Genomic DNA, 16,831 nt, shown 5'->3' with positions numbered 1-16,831 from the left:
TTCGTTACCCATTTACTCCCCGCGACGGGAGAGAGGCGTATGTTCAGACAGCTCCGCTCCGAGGCCGAAGACGCGCTCCGTTCGGCGTTGACGGCTCTGGACCTCCCGACCGGGGACCTCGGTATCGAGGAGCCCCCGGAGGACGTCGACGCCGTACTGGCCTCGAGCGCCGCGTTCCGCCTGGCCGGCGAGGTCGGCGCCCCGCCGCCGAAGGTGGCGGCCGACATCGCCGACGCCGTCGACACCGAGGCGCTCGACTACGTCGGTTCCGTGACCACGCAGGGCCCGTACGTGAACTTCCTGCCGAACGATACCTACTTCGCCGAGACGCTGACCGGGGCGACCGACGAGGCGTTCGGTCGCCTCCCCGACCGCGAGACCAGCGTCGTCGTCGAGCACACCTCCGCGAACCCGACTGGGCCGGTCCACGTCGGCCGGGCGCGCAACCCCATCATCGGGGACGCCCTCGCCCGCGTACTCGACTACGCCGGCTACGACGTCGACCGCCACTACTACGTCAACGACGCCGGCCGCCAGATAGCGGTGTTCACCTGGGCCTACGAGACCTTCGACGAGAGCGACCTCCCCGACCCCGAGCGCGACTCCCCCGAGTACGAGATGGTCCGCTACTACCGCAAGGGGAACGCGTTCCTCGAAGAGGGTCCGGAAAGCGAGGTCGAGGACGCCGAAGCGGAGATACAGGCCATCCTCAAGGGGCTCGAAGACGGCGACGACGACACCTACGACCGGGTGGCCGAGGTCGTCGACACCGTGCTGGGCGGGATGCAGACCACGCTCTCCCGGCTCCCCGCCGAGTTCGACGAGTTCGTCAAGGAGACGCGGTTCATGCGCAACGGCGACACCGACGCCCTGGTCGACCGGCTGAAAGAGCTCGACTGTGCGGTCTACGACGAGGACGCCTGGCAACTGGAGCTCCCCGAGTTCGAGAAGAACCTCGTCTTCCTGCGCTCGGACGGGACCTCGCTGTACACGACGCGGGACCTGGCCCACCACGAGTGGAAGTTCGACAACTACGACCGCGCGGTCACCGTCCTCGGCGAGGACCACCACCTGCAGGCCGACCAGCTCGCGGCCGCGCTGGAGCTGCTGGGCGAGGACACCGACCAGCTCCAGCAGGTCTTTTACTCCTGGGTGAACCTCCCCGAAGGCGGGATGAGCACCCGCGAGGGCACCGGTATCGACTTAGACGACCTGCTCGACGAGGCCATCGCCCGCGCCCGCGACGAGGTCGAGTCCCGGCTGGACGACCGGACGCGGGGGGACCTAGACGAGGCCGACATCGAGCGCATCGCCCACCAGGTCGGCGTCGGCGCCGTCCGCTACGACATCGTCTCGAAACAGCCCACCAAGGGCATCACCTTCGAGTGGGAGCGCGCGCTGGACTTCGAGGCCCAGTCCGCGCCATACGTCCAGTACGTCCACGCGCGCTGCTGTGGCATCACCGAGGATGCCGGCGAGATTCCCGACGACCCCGACTTCGACCAGCTGGGCGAGCCCGAGGAGCTTGACCTCCTGCGCGTGCTCGCGCGGTTCCCCGCCGTCATCGAGGAAGCGGCCGACGACCTCCAGCCCCACACGGTCGCTACCTACACCCGCACCGTCGCGGAGACGTTCAACGCCTTCTACCGGGAGTGTCCCGTCCTCGACGCGGACGAGGAGACGCGAGCGGCGCGGCTCGCCCTCGTCGCCGGCACCCGTCACACCGTTGCGAACGCCCTGGACGCCATCGGGGTCGAGGCGCCGACCTCGATGTGAGCTAGCAACAGGATTCAACAGCTTTGCGGAGCGGTCAGCGTTGTAACCAGCCAGTCGGGGCTTTCTGGCTGGTGGCACACTATGTCTCTCAGATAAACACCGCCCACATTTCGGAAGAAACGGCGGTCTGTCCTAGTTGAACAGCCCGAAGACGCCGCCGGAGCTCTCCTCGTCGGCCTCGTCGCCCTCCACCGTCGCCGCCTCCTCCTCGTCGATGAACCAGGCGTCGTCGACGATTGTGTCGAGGTCGACGTCGGCGGTGTCCCCCTCGAAGAAGACGCCCTCGAGCGCGTCAGTCAGGCGGAGATAGGCGTCCGCGGCGGGGCTGTCGGGTTCGTAGCGGACCAGCGGCTCCTCGGTTGTCGCCTGCGGGTCGTCGGGGATGACGGCGAGCAGCGGGAAGTCGAACCGTTCGTTGATGTCGGCCACGTCCGTGTGGCGTGTCACCCGCGTGATGAGGCCGCCGACGACGTTGCCGTCGATGCGCTCGGCCAGTTGGGCGGTCTTGACCGTGTCGCCGACGGCGACCTCGTCGGGGGTCGTGACGAGGACGATGCCGTCCGCGAGTCCCAGGGGAACGGCCACCTCGTGGCTCAGTCCCGCGCCGGTGTCGATGATGACGGCGTCGTAGGCGGCCCGGAGGGTCTTTATCACCTTCCGGAGCTTTGCCGGGTCGGCGTCGGCGAAGGCGTCCAGGGACTGCTCGCCGGCGATGACGGTCAGGCCGCCGGGAGCGTCGGTCAGGGCCTCGCTGACGGCCGCATCGCCGGCCAGAATCTCGTGGACGCTTCTGTCGGGTTCGACCGCCAGCATCGACCCCAGATTCGCCATCCCGAGGTCGGCGTCGACGACGGCGACGTCGTACCCCAGTTCCTGCAGTCCCGCACCGACGTTGACAGCAGTGGTAGTCTTGCCGACCCCGCCTTTCCCGCCTGCGATGGTACAAACATACCCCGCCATAATCTGTTGTCTGTGTTCTATAGTGGGAATCATATAAAGCCGGCTGTCCGTGAGCCGTCATGACAGCCGCCCAATACCGGGATTCGTGACGGGATGAAGGCGGTAGCAAGTGTGAGCAGTGCACGGGCTTTACCGGTCGTTTCGATGGGACGAGACGCTTGCGTCAGCCCGTATCCCCCGTTCCACTCCGAACCCCGTCGAATCGCTCGGCCCCCCAGTCGCCGGCCGTTTCACCCCTCGATGCGCGTGACAGGGAGTCGCACGTAGCTCGAACCTCTCTGTCAACAGGTTCTTAGGCGACACTACCGAAATCGTGGTAATGAGCGAGCCCCAGGAACAGGAGCAGTCGGACAAACAGAAGTACGAGTTCAAGAAGGTCATAGAGGAACTCAAGGGGTACGAGGGGTCGGGCACCCAGCTGGTCTCTATCTACGTGCCCGAGGACAAACTCCTCAGCGACGTGGTCGCCCACGTCACGCAGGAACACTCCGAGGCCTCGAACATCAAATCGAAGGCCACCCGAACGGCGGTCCAGGACGCCCTGACCTCCCTCAAGGACCGCCTGCGCTACTACGACGTGCGCCCGCCGGAGAACGGGATGGTGCTGTTCTCGGGCGCCATCGACTCCGGCGGCGGCCGGACCGACATGGTGACGAAGGTCTTAGAGTCGCCGCCCGACCCCATCGAGTCCTTCCGCTACCACTGTGACTCGGCCTTCCTCACCGAGCCACTGGAGAACATGCTGGCGGATAAGGGCCTCTTCGGCCTCATCGTGCTGGACCGGCGGGAGGCAAACGTCGGCTGGCTCAAGGGCAAACGCGTCGAGCCCGTCAAGTCCGCCTCCTCACTGGTCCCCGGCAAGCAGCGGAAAGGTGGCCAGTCCGCCCAGCGATTCGCCCGGCTTCGCCTGGAGGCCATCGACAACTTCTACCAGGAGGTCGCCGGCATGGCCAACGACCTGATGGTCCCGGACCGCCACGAGATGGACGGCGTCCTCGTGGGCGGCCCCTCGCCGACGAAAGACGAGTTCCTCGACGGCGACTACCTCCACCACGAGCTACAGGACATGGTGCTGGGGAAGTTCGACATCGCCTACACCGACGAGTCCGGCCTCTACGACCTGGTCGACGCCGCCGAGGACGTCCTGGAGGAACACGAGATGCTCCAGGACAAGCAGGTCATGGAGGAGTTCTTCAAACAGCTCCACGACGGGGACAAGGCCACCTACGGCTTCGACCAGACCCGCCAGAACCTCAACATGGGCGCCGTCGAGGAGCTGCTCATCTCCGAGGACCTCCGGAAGGACGTCGTCGCCTACACCTGCGAGAACGGCCACGACGAGTACGACCTCATCGACAGCGCGAAGGCAACCCCCGACCACGACTGTACGCGCTGTAGCGCGACGGTCGACGCCGAGGAGGGCGAGCGCGAGGACGCCATCGACCACCTGATGGAGCTGGCCGACCAGCGGGGCACCGAGACGGTGTTTATCTCTACGGACTTCGAGAAGGGCGAGCAGCTGCTGACCGCCTTCGGCGGTGTCGCCGGACTGCTTCGCTACTCGACGGGCGTGTAGGCGGCAAAATGGGGAATGGGTGGGGAGGGTGGGCAGAGTGTCAGTCCACGAGCGGACACACGCTTGTGTCTGCCGCGTTTCGTGCAAGCGACGGGACGTATAAAATTTCGGTGCCTAACTCGTTAGGAACCCCTCGTACAGGGTCTCGTAGCGGTTTGCCGGTGCCGATATCCGGCCCTGACCGACAGGAACGCGTCTCAGAGGAGCTGTTCGAGCTGCCGGCGGCGGGCGGCGAGGTCGACGTGGGCGTCGGCGCCGTAGCCGTCCGCGAGGCGGTCGACGGCGAGCAGCGGGTCCGTCCCGGCCTGCTCGACCCGTTCGAGCAAGGCGGTTATCTCCGGCCGATGGACCGCCAGCGAGTCGAGCAACCCCACGAGCAACACCAGCGGGACGGCGGCCTCGGGGCTGGACGGGACGGCGTCGTCGAGGACGGTCAGGTCCGGGACGGCCTCGGGCGCGTCGTCGGTCGGCTCCATCGCCAGGCAGGCCCGACAGACCGCCACGGCCGGCGCGTCGCCGGGCAGGTACTCGCGTAGCTCCGCGGACACCGGCACGGCGACGGTCTCGCCACCGCAGCTCTGGCAGGACATAGGGGAGAAATAGGTCCGTCAGTCGTCGGCCGTGAGCGGCTCGGCTTCCTCGTTGGCTTCCTCGGCCGCGATGGCGTCCTCCTCCTCTTCCTTCTTGGCCTTGATTTTCTTCATGCGGAAAATCTCTTCTCGCTCCTGTTCTTCGAGCTTCTGCTCGATGTACTCCTTGTTGTCGTGGAGGTCGGGCAGGAGCTTGAACTCCAGGGCGTTGACGCGGCGTTTCGTGGTCTCGATCTCTTCGAGCATCTTCTTCATCGCCGTCTCCACCTCGGCGGCGAGGATGATGTTCTCGATGAGTTCCTCGTAGGCGTCGGCGGCCTCGTCGATGCGGGCGGAGGTGCCCATCACGCCGTAGCCGCGTTCGTCCAGGGACTTCTTGACGCCCGTCGAGTCGATTTGGGGAACGACGACGCCCATGATGTTCTTCGACTGGGTCGTCAGTTCGGGGTGCTCCTTGAGCGCGGCCGCGGCGCCGCGGACCGCCACGTCGCCCTCCATCGCCCGGGCCATGTTGATGGCGTCCTGGGCGCGGTCGTAGGAGTCGTCCAAGTCCTCCCGGACGTCCTGTGCCTGGTCGAGAATATCCATGAACTCCATGATGAGGCCGTCACGCTTCTTCTCCAGCGTATCGTGCCCGCGCTCGGAGAGCTCGATGCGGTCCTCTATCTGCATCAAGTTCTTCCGAGTCGGTTTGACGTCCTTCGCCATTACAGGGCCGTTTCGGGCGTAGCCAGTTAACCGTTTTCAGTCGGCTCGGGGCCGGCGCTATCGGTTTCGCGGTCGGAAAAAACGGACAGCCGTCGTGTCTCACGGGTCACTGCGTTCCCCGTTCGACGTTCGAGGTTCTTCCCTTCGGTCAGAACCTCGCTAGTCGTCCGCCGGCGTCGCGCCCGTCGGGGCGGCCGCGCCATCGAGGACGCTGTGACTGCGCAGGAGGATGAACCCGAAGCCGACCTTCGCGACCAGGTCGATGACCATGAAGCCGGCCGTCTCCGAGAAGATGCCGACCAGTCCGAGCCCTTCGGTGCCGATGAGCCACCAGACGGGGTAGACCAGCCAGACCACGGCCACGAGGTTCCGCAGCGTCCGGAAGGTCCCCTGGGTGTCGCTGGGGAGGTCGGTGACCCTGCTCGACAGCGTGCTGAACAGGAAATACAGCAACACGAGCAGGAAGGCGGTGCTGATGCCCCACCAGACGAGCCGCTCCGCGCCCGCCGAGAGGACGCCGCTCCCGGCCGACAGCGTCGCCAACACGCCGGTGCCTATCATCAACACGTCGAGGCTGACCAGCGTCGAGATGGTGTTGCGGTCCGCCCCCGCGAGCAACGCGAGGTCGTACAGCAACAGCGGCGTGGTAAACAGCCAGTCCGTGTAGCGGGCCCAGTAGATGGGGGCCTCCGGGTCGTTCGGCAGGTCGATGAAGGTCAGCCCGAACCCGAGCGCCATCATCAGATAGTTCACGAACGCTATCGCCGTTATCAGTATCGTGGCGATGTAGAACTTCTGACGGCGGTCGTCGGTCTCACCCCAGCCTCGGCCGATGAAGTACAGCATGCCGAGGAACATGCCTGCTGTGCCGAGCCATAGCCATATCTGTTCGCTCCCTGGTTGTGGCATAGTGCATCTGTACTTTGGGTTCGACAAGTGAAGTTTGCCACACCCAATCAATTGGGTAGGAAGCAGCAAAGGTTGCGCGAAGCCGAACCGGAGAGGCCGCTCAGTCCGCGGCGACTTCTTCGGCCGTCTCGTCCTCGCGGTAGTGTTCCTCGATGAGCTCCTCGTCGATGCGGTTCAGCGCGTCCTTGGGGAGCATCGAGAGCAGGTCCCAGCCGAGTTCGAGGGTCTCGTCGATGTCGCGGTCCGTGTCCGTCCCCTGGTCGACGAACTCGTCCTCGAAGCGGTCCGCGAAGTCCAGGTACTTGTTGTCGAGGTCCGACAGCGCCTCGCGGCCGACGATGTTCACCAGGTCCCGGAGGTCCTCACCCTCCGCGTAGGCGGCGAAGATCTGGTCTTTCACGTCGGCGTGGTCGGCGCGGGTGAGCCCCTCACCGATGCCGTCGTCCATCAGCCGCGACAGGCTCGGCAGGACGTTGATCGGCGGCTGGACGCCCTGGCTGTTGAGGTCGCGGTCGATGTAGATCTGGCCCTCGGTGATGTACCCCGTGAGGTCCGGGATGGGGTGCGTGTCGTCGTCGCCCGGCATCGTGAGGATGGGAATCTGCGTGACAGAGCCCTCGCGGCCCTCGATGCGGCCGGCCCGCTCGTAGAGCTGGGCCAGGTCCGTGTACATGTAACCGGGGTAGCCACGCCGGCCCGGGACCTCCTCACGCGCGGCGCCGATCTCTCGCAGCGCCTCGCAGTAGTTGGTCATGTCCGTCAGGATGACCAGCACGTGGTAGTCCTTCTCGAAGGCGAGGTACTCGGCCGTGGTGAGCGCGAGTCGCGGCGTAATCGTCCGCTCGACGGCGGGGTCGTCCGCGAGGTTCATGAAGACGACCGAGCGTTCCAGCGCGCCGGTGCGCTCGAAGTCGTCCATGAACTCGTTTGCCTCCTCCGCGGTGATACCCATCGCGCCGAAGATGACGGCGAACTCGGACCCTTCGTCGTCGTCGCCCTCCTCTTCCTCCGGCACGGACGCCTGTCGCGCGATCTGGAGCGCGAGGTCGTTGTGCGGGAGCCCGGACGCCGAGAAGATGGGGAGCTTCTGGCCGCGCACGAGCGTGTTCATGCCGTCGATGGCCGAGACCCCGGTCTGGATGAACTCCTCGGGGTACTCCCGGGAGAAGGGGTTGATGGCCGCGCCGACGATGTCCTGGCGCTCGTCGGGGACGATCTCCGGGCCGCCGTCGATGGGCTGGCCGGTCCCGTCCATGACCCGCCCGAGCAGGTCCTCGGTGACGGGCATCTTCATCGTCTCGCCGAGGAAGCGGACGGAGGCCTCGCGGTCGATACCCTCTGTCCCCTCGAACACCTGGATGGCGACGTAGTCGCTCGCCGATTCGAGCACCTGGCCGCGGCGCATCTGGCCGTCGCTGGTCTCGATCTCGACGATCTCGTCGTAGCCGACCGGCTCGTCGGTCTCGACGAACACCAGCGGGCCGCTTATCTCGGTGATTGTCTGGTACTCTTTCATTAGTATAGCTCCCGGAGCTCGGAGGCGATGTCGTCCTCGAGCTCGTCGATGTACTCGTTATAGTCCTCCTGGACGCCGATGCGGTTGAGCCGCGGGGCGCTCTCGATGTCGGTGAGCTCCTCGACGGGCACGCCGGCGTCGAGCGCCTCGAAGGCCTCGTCGTTGTACGTCTTGATGGCGTCCATGATGCGGTACGTCTTCTCGGGCTCGCAGTAGGTGTCCGTCGGGTGGAACGCGTTCTGCTGGAGCCACGCCTCACGCAGGTAGCGGGCGATTTCCAGGGTCAGCTGCTGGTCCTCGGGCAGGGCGTCCTTCCCGACGAGCTGGACGATCTCCTGCAGTTCGGCCTCCTCGTCCAGCGTGTCGATGGCCCACTGGCGCGTGTCGGGCCAGTCCTCGCGGACGTTGTCGACGAACCACGGGTCCAGCTGTTCCCGATACAGCGAGTAGGACTCGTTCCAGTTGATAGAGGGGAAGTGCCGGCGTTCGGCGAGGTCGGCGTCCAGCGCCCAGAACGTCTTGACGATACGCAGCGTGTTCTGGGTCACCGGCTCCGAGAAGTCGCCGCCCGGCGGCGAGACGGCCCCGATGACGCTGACGGAGCCCTCGGTCCCGTTGATGTTCGTGAAGTAGCCGGCCCGCTCGTAGAAGGCGGAAAGGCGAGCGGAGAGGTACGCGGGGTACCCCTCCTCGCCGGGCATCTCCTCCAGCCGCGAACTGATTTCGCGCATGGCCTCGGCCCACCGGGAGGTGGAGTCGGCCATCAGCGCCACGTCATAGCCCATGTCGCGGAAGTACTCCGCGATGGTGATACCCGTGTAGACACAGGACTCACGCGCCGCGACGGGCATGTTCGACGTGTTCGCGATGAGGCAGGTCCGGTCCATCAGGGCGTTGCCCGTGATGGGGTCTTCCAGTTCCGGGAAGTCCTCGATGACCTCCGTCATCTCGTTGCCGCGCTCGCCACAGCCGACGTAGACGACGATGTCCGCGTCGGCCCACTTGGCGAGCTGGTGCTGGGTGACGGTCTTCCCCGAGCCGAAGGGGCCGGGAATCGCCGCGGTCCCGCCCTTCGCGATGGGGAAGAGGCCGTCCAGCACGCGCTGGCCCGAGATGAGGGGTTCGGTCGGGGTCTCCTTGTCGACGGAGGGGCGCTGCTCGCGCACCGGCCACTCCTGTCGCATCTGGATCTCCTCGCCGGAGTCGAGTTCGACGACCGTCTCCTCGACGGTGAAGTTACCCGACTCGATGGCCGTGACCTCGCCGCCCTCGGAGTCGGGCGGGACCATCACCTTGTGGTCGATACTGGGCGTCTCGGGGACGATACCGACGATGTCGCCGGGCTCGACCGAATCGCCTTCCTCGACCTCGGGCTGGAACTCCCAGGTCTTCTCCAAGTCGATACCCGGCGCGTCGACACCGCGGTCGAGATACGCCGAGCCCATCTTCTCCTCGAGGACGTCGAGCGGGCGCTGGACGCCGTCGTAGATGGCGTCGAGCATGCCCGGCCCGAGGTCCACCGACAGGGGGGCGCCGGTCCCCTCGACCGGTTCGCCCGGGGAGACCCCGGAGGTCTCCTCGTACACCTGAATGGTGGTGATGTTGCCTTCGATTTCGATGACCTCGCCCATCAGCCCTTCCGAACCGACGTAGACGACGTCGTTCATCCGGGCGTCGAGGTCCCGAGCCGTTACGACCGGTCCCGAGACGCTTTCGATTGTGCCGTCCTCACGGACGTCGGATTCTGTTGCTTGACTCATAGTTTACTCCTCGTCCATCAGGTCGATTCCGATGGCTCGTTTGATCTGTTCACGCAGCCCGCCGCTGCCGGCGCCCTCGCCACCCAGCGTCACCAGCACGGGTTCGACGCTCGTCTCGGCGTCCTTGCGAACGCCACGCGAGAGGTGGTCCATGTCGTCGTCGTGCATCACGACGATGCCGACGTCGTCGTCGGAGAGCATCTCCGAGACGGCGTCGTCGAGCTGCTCGTCTTTCTCCTCGGCGGGGACGTCAGCGAACTTGCGGACCCCCGCCAGCCGAAAGCCCGTCGTGAACTCCGGGCTCCCGACCACTGCTATCTCCTGGCTCATAGTATCACCAGCTCCTGTTCGATCTCCTCGGGGGCGAGCCCCGCCTCGCGGCCGCGGGCGATGGCCCGGATGTTGTCGACCTCGCGCTCCTTGGCGAGGACGTACGACAGCACCGGACACACCGACAGCGGGTAGCGGTTCGACAGCGTGTCGGCGTACTCCAGCAGCGCCGCGTCCAGCGCGCGCTCGAACTCGACCAAGCTTCCGGCGTCTTCCAGGTCCGAAAGCGCCGAGTCGAGGTCGCTACCGTACGTGCTCTCGCGCACCGCGGTGACGAGTCCGTCGACGTTCGTGGCGAGCTGTGCGAGCGACTGCTCGTCGAACAGCTTCCCGCCGTCGATGTAGTACTCCGCGGGGTCCGTGTCGGCCCCGCTGCGGGCCAGCCGAAGGGCGTTCCGGAGGTTCCGGAAGTCCACTTCGGTCCGCAGGAACTGGATGTACAGCCCCGTCGGGCTGTCCCGTTCCGGGTTGCTGGGGAGGCCATCGAGCAGCGTCTCGTAGAAGGCGCGGTCGACAGCGTTCTCCAAGGGCACGAGGACGTCCTGTGCCTCGTAGACCTCGTAGGCTTCCGCCAGCGAGTCCCCGAAGATAGTGTCGTCCAGCGACTCGACGACCTCCTCGATGGAGCTCGCGGCGAGCAGCTGGTCGATGCGTGTTTCGCTGAACTCACCGGCGCGGATGAGGTCGTCCTCGACGTCGGCCGACTCGGCGCCGGCGTACAGCCCGCGGATGACCGTCTTGACGTTCCACGCGTCGAACTTCCGCAGGTAGCGGGCGACGTAGTCGTACAGCGCACCCTCGGACCACCGCAGCAGGTCGTCGAAGTGCTTCGCGAGGTTGCGGTTCAGCGCGTACTCGACGAGGTCCGAGCCGCTGTACCGGGCCCCGAGCGCGTTCATCTCGGTCTCGTATTCGGTCTCCTCCATGAAGCGAGCGATCTCGCTCGTCCCCATGCGGACCAGTTTCCGGTAGTCGTCGTCGTCGAACAGCGAGCCGCGCCGGGAGCGCACCCGGGCGATGACGTACTCGTAGTTGCTGCTTCGGCCGCCCGATGCCGTTCCGTACAGACTCATTGGTCGTCGAAGAGGCGGTCGCTGATTGCTTTCAGGTTGTCCTCCCAGACCGACTCCAGGACGGAGTCGAACGTGTTGTTCACACGGACCCGGGAGGTCTCGCTCTCGACAACCACGCCGCCGAGACACTCCCGTTCACCGGCGAACGTCGCGTCGTCGTAGTCGGTGAGGATATCCTCGATGAGCGAGCGGTCATCGGCGCGACCGTGGACCCGGAGCTCGGCGCCGTCGTCGAACTCGGCGACCGCGCCGTCGAGCAGCTCGCGGGTCAGCTCCTCGCGGCGGTCGCCCTCGAGATCGGCGATGGCTGCCTCGACGTCCGCACGGACGTCTTCGAGCACGTCCCTGCGGGCGCCCAGACGGGCCTGCTTGGCCTCGAGCTTCGCAGAGGAGAGGCGCTGTTCGCGCTCCTGGTCGATTTCGCGCTCGACCTCGGCCTCGCGCTCCTCGCGAATCTCCTCGGCGTCGGCCTCGGCCTCGGCGCGAATCTCCTCGGCGCGCTCGTCGGCGTCCGCCCGTATCTCCTCTGCACGTGCGCGGGCCTCGTCTCGGATGTCCTCTACGACTGTTTCAAGGCTCATTGTTTGAAAAAGGGGATGTGGTTTAGACGACGAAGACGACGACCAGCGCGAGAATGACGAGCGTTTCCGGCAGGACTGTCAGGATGAGCCCCTGGCCGAACAGGCTGTCGTCTTCCGCGATAGCGCCGACCGCGGCCGAGCCGATACCTCGCTCTGCGTAGCCCGAACCGAGTGCGGCCAGTCCGACGGCGAGTGCGGCAGCACCGGGACCCGTGATTGCAGGCGAAGATTCTTGTAGTACAGTGCCGACGAGGGGTGCGATAGTATCGATCATTGTTGAAGTCCTCTGTGGAGTTGCTCGTGTCCGAACAGGCGTAACTGACGCCACGGAGTTCATAAAGGTTCCCAAAACGGTTCGTCAGCAGGCTATCCGGCGGTTCTGCCCGCTTCCATCGGTGGTTGGTAATAACTCGCAACCGGTGTTGTCGTCGGATACCTCCCGCTCGTCCGCTCGAAGGAAAAAACCGTGCTAAAGGGTCAGTCGTCGGTCGTGTACGTCCGTTCGTAGCCGAAGGGGTTGTACTGCTTTCCGCCGCCCTCGAAGAACTTCCCGAAGAACTCGACGTACTCGAGACGCACGGCCTGCAGTCCGGCGCTCGTGACGCCGAGGACCAGCACCAGCACGTGACCGATGACGAGCACGAGCAGCCCGCCGACGACGCCGGCGATGCCCGAGTGCATCAGCCCGGGGAAGACGATGGCTTCTGCGCCGTACTCGGCGATGGCGTATTCCGGACCGTGGTTGATGAGGAAGTGCCACTCCCCGTGGTGCTCGTAGGCGCCGAAGAACAGCAGGTTGACCACGAAGGCCATCCCGGCCTTCGCGAGCAACACCGCCGCCAGTCGGGTGTACGAGAGCACGTTCACGAGGACGTTGAGGAACTCGACGACCTCGACCGGGTCGGCCAGGTACAGCAGGACGACACCGACGAAGAACGGCACCAGCCACGCGGAGAACGGGGCGCCGATGACCGGAATGGTAAACAGGTCAAAGGCCGGAACGCCGGTAAAGCCCAGCGCGTACGGGTGTCCGGCGAAGACGCCGCTCTCGGCCGTGTAGAGGAAGTCGGGTGCCGTACCGTTGGCGCCCGAGAACACCCAGGCCCACAGGCCAAAGAGCATCAGCAGCCACGACCCGCTCTCGGTGACCGCGTCCCAGAGCCCGTGGCCGAGGTTCTCGATGAAGTCGAGGACCCACCCGATGGCGAGGTGGACGACGCCGGCCAGGAGGCCGATGGTGAGCCACGCCAGGCCGTAGTTGGCGTAGGCGGGCTGGAGCCCCTTGTGCATCGGCGGGTGGCCGCCCCAGACGATTTCGCCGAGCTGGTGCAGGCCGAAGACCTCGCCGTACAGCACGCCGAATAGGGCCGTGAAGCCGCCGGCCCACATGGCGACGCCGCCGAGGCTCTTCAGCACGTCGCTGTCCATCGTCGCGTAGAGCCCGTAGCCGGCCAGGAGATACAGGAGCCCGTACCCGAGGTCACCGATCATGAAGCCGAAGAAGGCCGGGAACGTCAGGAAGAAAAACACCGTCGGGTCGAACTCGCCGTACTTCGGACGGCTGACGACCTCGACGAGCGCCTCGAAGGGTTTCGCCGCGCCGGGGTTGTCCTGGATGACCGGCGGGCTGGGGTCGCCCATCGTGACGATACCGCCGGCCGACGCCGTGTGTCCGCCGTCCGCGACGGCTTCGCGGCTGTCGTCCTCGTCGGCGAAGGCGGCGTCGTCTTCGGTCTCGTCCTCGTGGCCGCCCTCACCCTCGACTTCCTCGTGGGAGTGGACGTGCCCGTCGCTGTCGTACTCTGCGACTTCGAGCTTCTCGATGTCGATGGCCTCGCCGACCTCGGCCCCGACCTGCTGTTCGAACAGCTCGTACTCGTCGTCGGGAATCCACCCCTCCGCGATGAAGGCGTTGTCCGTCGTCGCGAAGGTCAGGGGGGCCTCGGCCTTCTGGACCTCGATGGAGAGCTTCTCCTCGGCGGCCAGCAGGAAGCCGGCGTAGTCCAGTCGGAGCTCGTCGAGCTCGTTCTCGACCGTGGTGAGCTTGGATTCGAGCTGCTGTTTGCGGTGGTTCAGCTCCTCCAAGTACTCGGCCGGGTCGCCCTCGCCCTCCGGGACGACCAGCGCGGAGAACGTCGCCCCGACCAGTGCGTCCTGAAGCGTCCCCTCGTCGGCCCGCGCGAAGACGGCGACGATGCCGTCCTCGTCGAAGGTCCCGTAGTCGTCGATCTCGCTCTCGTCGAGAGCGGCCTCGATCTCTTCGGCGTCGCCCTCGCCGACCGCCACGGCGAGCGTGTCGTAGCCCCGGAGCAGGTCCAGGTCGATGCCGAGCCGGACGAACGGCTCCATCGTGGCTATCTCGTCTTCGACCTCGCGGAGGTCGTCGCGGATAGCGTCGCGTCGGTCGTCGAGTTCGTTGACCTCAGAACGGACCTCCTCCAGGTCCTCGTCGAGCGCTTCGTCGGTGACCAGCCGCGTCGGGCCGGCGTCGTCCTCGTCGACGTCGAGGATGGATTCGAGCGCACGGACCGTGACGAGCTGGTCCGAGGCCTCGTCGGCGCCCGCGTCCGGGTCGCCGGGTTCGAACCCGTCCCACGAGCCGTCGTACTCCGTGACGTGGAGCATATCGAGGTCGTGGACCGCCTCGACGACGGAGCCCATGACGCGTTTCGACCCCGCCACCGAGACGCGGCACATCTTCTCAGGTCTGAGCATGTACCGCCTCCTCGAAGAGGTCTGTCACGTAGTCAACCACCTCGTCAACGCGGCCTTCGGCCTGCTGTTCGAGCTCCTCGCGGGCCGATTCGCCCTCCTCGATGAGCGCCTCGCGCTCGGACTCGATGTCCTCGCGAGCGTCTTCGAGGCGCTCCTGGGCCGACGCCTCAGCGTCCTCGCGTGCCTGTTCGCGAATCTCGTCGGCCTCCTCTCGGGCCGCCGCGATAGTCTCCTCGCGGTCCTCCTCGGCCTCAGCGACGATATCGTCGGCCTCCTGCTCGGCCTCCTTTATCCGGTCTAGAACTTCTGGCCGTGGCATTCTCTAATCGTCCGAACGTAACCCAAGCGGCTATTTGGTAGTTGCGAAGTTTTCGCGGTGTCGAAAGCCGCCTCGACGGAGAGAATCAGCGGGAAAACCGGGGAATTATGACCAGTAAGACCCAACCGTAGGCAATGGGAGTCCTCGAGAACAAAGCCCGGGCGCGGACGTTCTACAAGTACCTCTCGAAGGTGTACGACCAGATCAACCCGTTCGTCTGGAACGAGGAGATGCGCGACGAGGCCATCGACATGCTGGACCTCGACCCGGACGACCGCGTTCTGGACGTGGGCTGTGGCACCGGCTTCGCCACCGAGGGACTGCTCGAACACGTCGACACCATCTACGGGCTGGACCAGAGCCCCCACCAGCTCTCGAAGGCGTTTCAGAAGTTCGGCCGGTTCGGACGCGTCCAGTATCACATGGGCGACGCCGAGCGGCTGCCGTTCAAGGACGACAGCTTCGACGCCGTCTGGTCGTCGGGCTCCATCGAGTACTGGCCCAACCCCGTCGACGCCTTAGAAGAGGCCCGCCGCATCACGAAGCCCGGCGGGAAGGTCCTCATCGTCGGCCCCGACTACCCCAACTCCAGCGTCTTCCAGAAGATGGCCGACGCCATCATGCTGTTCTACGACGAGGAAGAGGCCGACCGGATGTTCCGGGAAGCGGGCTTCGAGGAGTTCGAACACCACATCCAGCAGTCGATGCCCGGCAGTCCGCGTGCAATTACGACTATCGCGACGGTTCCGGAATAAGATACGACCGCGAGCGGGCGCTTTTTCGCCCACGTTTTTGCGCCGAGCGGTGCGCTACGCGCACCCGAGGCGGAAAAAGGTGGTCTCGCAGTCGATGCCGGGCAGTCCGCGTGCAATCACGACTATCGCCAAAGTGCCCGAGTAGCCACACACGGCGGTGTCCCGACTCCTGTCGCCGGTAAATGCAGGCAACCCGCTTTTTCCAGTCCGTTCCGTCAGTTGATACGTGTTCTACCACGACGACGAACTCCAGTTCGAGGTCGAGGTCGAGGAGCCCGACCCACAGTTCGCGAAGATGCTCCAGCAGGCCATCGGCGGCGCCGAGGGGGAGATGCGCGTCGCCCTGCAGTACATGTTCCAGGCCTTCGCCGTCCCCGCCGAGAAAGCGGAGATGCGGCAGTTCCTGATGGAGACGGCCACCGAGGAGCTGGGGCACATCGAGATGCTCGCGACGGCAGTCGCGAAGAACCTCGAAGGGGCCTCCGACGAGGCCCGCGAGGCCGCCCGCGAGGACGCCGTCATCGACGAGATGATGCGCTCCGGACAGCCCCGACAGGCGCTCTCCTCGGGACTGCACGCCATGCCGGTCGACAGCAACGGCGTCCCCTTCACCGGGGGGTACGTCGTCGCCTCGGGCAACCTCGCCGCCGACATGTACGCGAACATCATGGCCGAATCGACCGGTCGGCTGCTCGCGACGCGGCTCTACGAGTTCACCGACGACCCCGGGATGAAGGACATGCTCGAATACCTCATCGCCAGGGACACGATGCACCAGAACCAGTGGCACGCCGCCCTCGACGCGCTCGGCGAGCAACGGCCCGTCCCGAACAGCTTCGACCAGTCAAAGGAGAACCAGGAGTTCAACTACGCGTTCATGTCCACCGCCCGCGAGGAGCGCGCGGACCCCGAACAGCCGTGGACCCAGGGCGAGGCCCCCGACGGCAAGGGCGAGTTCAGCTACACGCCCCAGCAACCGGGCGGCGGCAACCCCGACCTCGACGAGATGATAGACGAGATGTACAACGAGGTCAACTGAGGGCGCTGGGAGCGGAGCGATACCCGACAGTAGCTTCGTGGTCGCGGTGGCCGGGAGCGGCCTCCGGGCCACTCCGACGGGGGAGGGCAGGCTGTCGGTGAGAGCATCCGGCGGCGGAGCCGCCGGTTCCCCGGAATCGCCGCAAGCGCGGTCGCTTGCGACCGCGTTGACGAACGGCGAAGCCGTGAGTCGGCGATTCCGGCCTTTTTCATCGACGTTTTTGC

General features: G+C 65.9%; 16 protein-coding genes. 4 read left to right on the top strand and 12 right to left on the bottom strand.

Annotated features, from left to right (window positions below):
* Positions 1-39 precede the first annotated feature (39 nt).
* Positions 40-1,776 carry an arginine--tRNA ligase gene (gene argS / locus NJQ98_RS14805; RefSeq protein WP_262180038.1) on the top strand — a complete coding sequence of 579 codons (1,737 nt, stop codon included), beginning with the start codon at positions 40-42 and terminating at the stop codon, positions 1,774-1,776.
* 132 nt (positions 1,777-1,908) lie between these two features.
* Here argS and NJQ98_RS14800 read toward each other — a convergent pair whose 3' ends face one another.
* Complete coding sequence (locus tag NJQ98_RS14800) at positions 1,909-2,736, bottom strand: MinD/ParA family ATP-binding protein (protein ID WP_262181012.1); 828 nt, start codon at positions 2,734-2,736, stop codon at positions 1,909-1,911.
* Between the two features lie 319 nt (positions 2,737-3,055).
* Between NJQ98_RS14800 and prf1 the strand changes: the two genes are divergently transcribed.
* Complete coding sequence (gene prf1, locus NJQ98_RS14795; RefSeq protein ID WP_262180036.1) at positions 3,056-4,312, top strand: peptide chain release factor aRF-1; 1,257 nt, start codon at positions 3,056-3,058, stop codon at positions 4,310-4,312.
* A 197-nt stretch (positions 4,313-4,509) separates the two neighbouring features.
* On the opposite strand, the gene NJQ98_RS14790 is transcribed toward prf1, so the two are convergent.
* From NJQ98_RS14790 to ahaH, 11 genes are all read right to left on the bottom strand, one after another.
* Positions 4,510-4,902 (bottom strand): DUF6276 family protein, encoded by a 393-nt coding sequence (locus NJQ98_RS14790; protein WP_262180034.1) that lies wholly within the window; start codon positions 4,900-4,902, stop codon positions 4,510-4,512.
* 18 nt (positions 4,903-4,920) lie between these two features.
* Positions 4,921-5,610 carry a V-type ATP synthase subunit D gene (locus NJQ98_RS14785; RefSeq protein WP_262180031.1) on the bottom strand — a complete coding sequence of 230 codons (690 nt, stop codon included), beginning with the start codon at positions 5,608-5,610 and terminating at the stop codon, positions 4,921-4,923.
* 159 nt (positions 5,611-5,769) lie between these two features.
* Complete coding sequence (locus NJQ98_RS14780; RefSeq protein WP_262180029.1) at positions 5,770-6,519, bottom strand: bacteriorhodopsin; 750 nt, start codon at positions 6,517-6,519, stop codon at positions 5,770-5,772.
* 100 nt (positions 6,520-6,619) lie between these two features.
* Positions 6,620-8,035 carry an ATP synthase subunit B gene (locus NJQ98_RS14775; protein WP_262180027.1) on the bottom strand — a complete coding sequence of 472 codons (1,416 nt, stop codon included), beginning with the start codon at positions 8,033-8,035 and terminating at the stop codon, positions 6,620-6,622.
* Entirely contained in the window at positions 8,035-9,795 is a 1,761-nt protein-coding gene (locus tag NJQ98_RS14770; RefSeq protein WP_262180024.1) for an ATP synthase subunit A, read from the bottom strand. Before NJQ98_RS14770 ends, NJQ98_RS14775 begins: the two co-directional genes overlap by 1 nt.
* A gap of 3 nt (positions 9,796-9,798) precedes the next feature.
* Complete coding sequence (locus tag NJQ98_RS14765; protein WP_262180022.1) at positions 9,799-10,125, bottom strand: V-type ATP synthase subunit F; 327 nt, start codon at positions 10,123-10,125, stop codon at positions 9,799-9,801.
* Positions 10,122-11,198: a V-type ATP synthase subunit C gene (locus NJQ98_RS14760; protein ID WP_262180020.1), complete on the bottom strand. Its 1,077-nt coding sequence runs from the start codon at positions 11,196-11,198 to the stop codon at positions 10,122-10,124. Before NJQ98_RS14760 ends, NJQ98_RS14765 begins: the two co-directional genes overlap by 4 nt.
* Positions 11,195-11,779 carry a V-type ATP synthase subunit E gene (locus NJQ98_RS14755; protein ID WP_262180018.1) on the bottom strand — a complete coding sequence of 195 codons (585 nt, stop codon included), beginning with the start codon at positions 11,777-11,779 and terminating at the stop codon, positions 11,195-11,197. Before NJQ98_RS14755 ends, NJQ98_RS14760 begins: the two co-directional genes overlap by 4 nt.
* Positions 11,780-11,801: 22 nt before the next feature.
* Entirely contained in the window at positions 11,802-12,053 is a 252-nt protein-coding gene (locus NJQ98_RS14750) for a F0F1 ATP synthase subunit C (protein ID WP_262180016.1), read from the bottom strand.
* Between the two features lie 203 nt (positions 12,054-12,256).
* Positions 12,257-14,494 (bottom strand): V-type ATP synthase subunit I, encoded by a 2,238-nt coding sequence (locus NJQ98_RS14745; RefSeq protein ID WP_262180012.1) that lies wholly within the window; start codon positions 14,492-14,494, stop codon positions 12,257-12,259.
* The gene (gene ahaH, locus NJQ98_RS14740) at positions 14,481-14,813 is read right to left on the bottom strand and encodes an ATP synthase archaeal subunit H (RefSeq protein WP_262180010.1); all 333 of its coding nucleotides are present in this window, start codon (positions 14,811-14,813) and stop codon (positions 14,481-14,483) included. The genes NJQ98_RS14745 and ahaH overlap by 14 nt, the downstream gene beginning before the upstream one ends.
* 134 nt (positions 14,814-14,947) lie before the next feature.
* Here ahaH and NJQ98_RS14735 point away from each other — a divergent pair, with 134 nt between their 5' ends.
* Entirely contained in the window at positions 14,948-15,568 is a 621-nt protein-coding gene (locus tag NJQ98_RS14735; RefSeq protein WP_262180008.1) for a methyltransferase domain-containing protein, read from the top strand.
* A 226-nt stretch (positions 15,569-15,794) separates the two neighbouring features.
* Positions 15,795-16,607, top strand: a complete 813-nt coding sequence (locus tag NJQ98_RS14730; protein ID WP_262180007.1) for a manganese catalase family protein — start codon at positions 15,795-15,797, stop codon at positions 16,605-16,607.
* The last annotated feature ends 224 nt before the right edge of the window (positions 16,608-16,831 follow it).

The organism is Haloarcula laminariae, from assembly GCF_025457605.1.
Classification (GTDB): Archaea; Halobacteriota; Halobacteria; order Halobacteriales; family Haloarculaceae; genus Haloarcula; species Haloarcula laminariae.
The sequence above is the reverse complement of the archived record's forward strand: the minus strand, read 5'-3'. Positions and strand labels throughout refer to the sequence as shown.

Bases quoted from the DNA above. Each gene is read 5' to 3' on its own strand.
- NJQ98_RS14745 (WP_262180012.1), bottom strand. From the start codon at position 14,494: ATGCTCAGACCTGAGAAGATGTGCCGCGTCTCGGTGGCGGGGTCGAAA.
- prf1 (WP_262180036.1), top strand. From the start codon at position 3,056: ATGAGCGAGCCCCAGGAACAGGAGCAGTCGGACAAACAGAAGTACGAG.
- NJQ98_RS14780 (WP_262180029.1), bottom strand. From the start codon at position 6,519: ATGCCACAACCAGGGAGCGAACAGATATGGCTATGGCTCGGCACAGCA.
- NJQ98_RS14760 (WP_262180020.1), bottom strand. From the start codon at position 11,198: ATGAGTCTGTACGGAACGGCATCGGGCGGCCGAAGCAGCAACTACGAG.
- NJQ98_RS14800 (WP_262181012.1), bottom strand. From the start codon at position 2,736: ATGGCGGGGTATGTTTGTACCATCGCAGGCGGGAAAGGCGGGGTCGGC.
- ahaH (WP_262180010.1), bottom strand. From the start codon at position 14,813: ATGCCACGGCCAGAAGTTCTAGACCGGATAAAGGAGGCCGAGCAGGAG.
- NJQ98_RS14755 (WP_262180018.1), bottom strand. From the start codon at position 11,779: ATGAGCCTTGAAACAGTCGTAGAGGACATCCGAGACGAGGCCCGCGCA.
- NJQ98_RS14770 (WP_262180024.1), bottom strand. From the start codon at position 9,795: ATGAGTCAAGCAACAGAATCCGACGTCCGTGAGGACGGCACAATCGAA.
- NJQ98_RS14765 (WP_262180022.1), bottom strand. From the start codon at position 10,125: ATGAGCCAGGAGATAGCAGTGGTCGGGAGCCCGGAGTTCACGACGGGC.
- NJQ98_RS14775 (WP_262180027.1), bottom strand. From the start codon at position 8,035: ATGAAAGAGTACCAGACAATCACCGAGATAAGCGGCCCGCTGGTGTTC.
- NJQ98_RS14790 (WP_262180034.1), bottom strand. From the start codon at position 4,902: ATGTCCTGCCAGAGCTGCGGTGGCGAGACCGTCGCCGTGCCGGTGTCC.
- NJQ98_RS14785 (WP_262180031.1), bottom strand. From the start codon at position 5,610: ATGGCGAAGGACGTCAAACCGACTCGGAAGAACTTGATGCAGATAGAG.
- argS (WP_262180038.1), top strand. From the start codon at position 40: ATGTTCAGACAGCTCCGCTCCGAGGCCGAAGACGCGCTCCGTTCGGCG.
- NJQ98_RS14750 (WP_262180016.1), bottom strand. From the start codon at position 12,053: ATGATCGATACTATCGCACCCCTCGTCGGCACTGTACTACAAGAATCT.
- NJQ98_RS14735 (WP_262180008.1), top strand. From the start codon at position 14,948: ATGGGAGTCCTCGAGAACAAAGCCCGGGCGCGGACGTTCTACAAGTAC.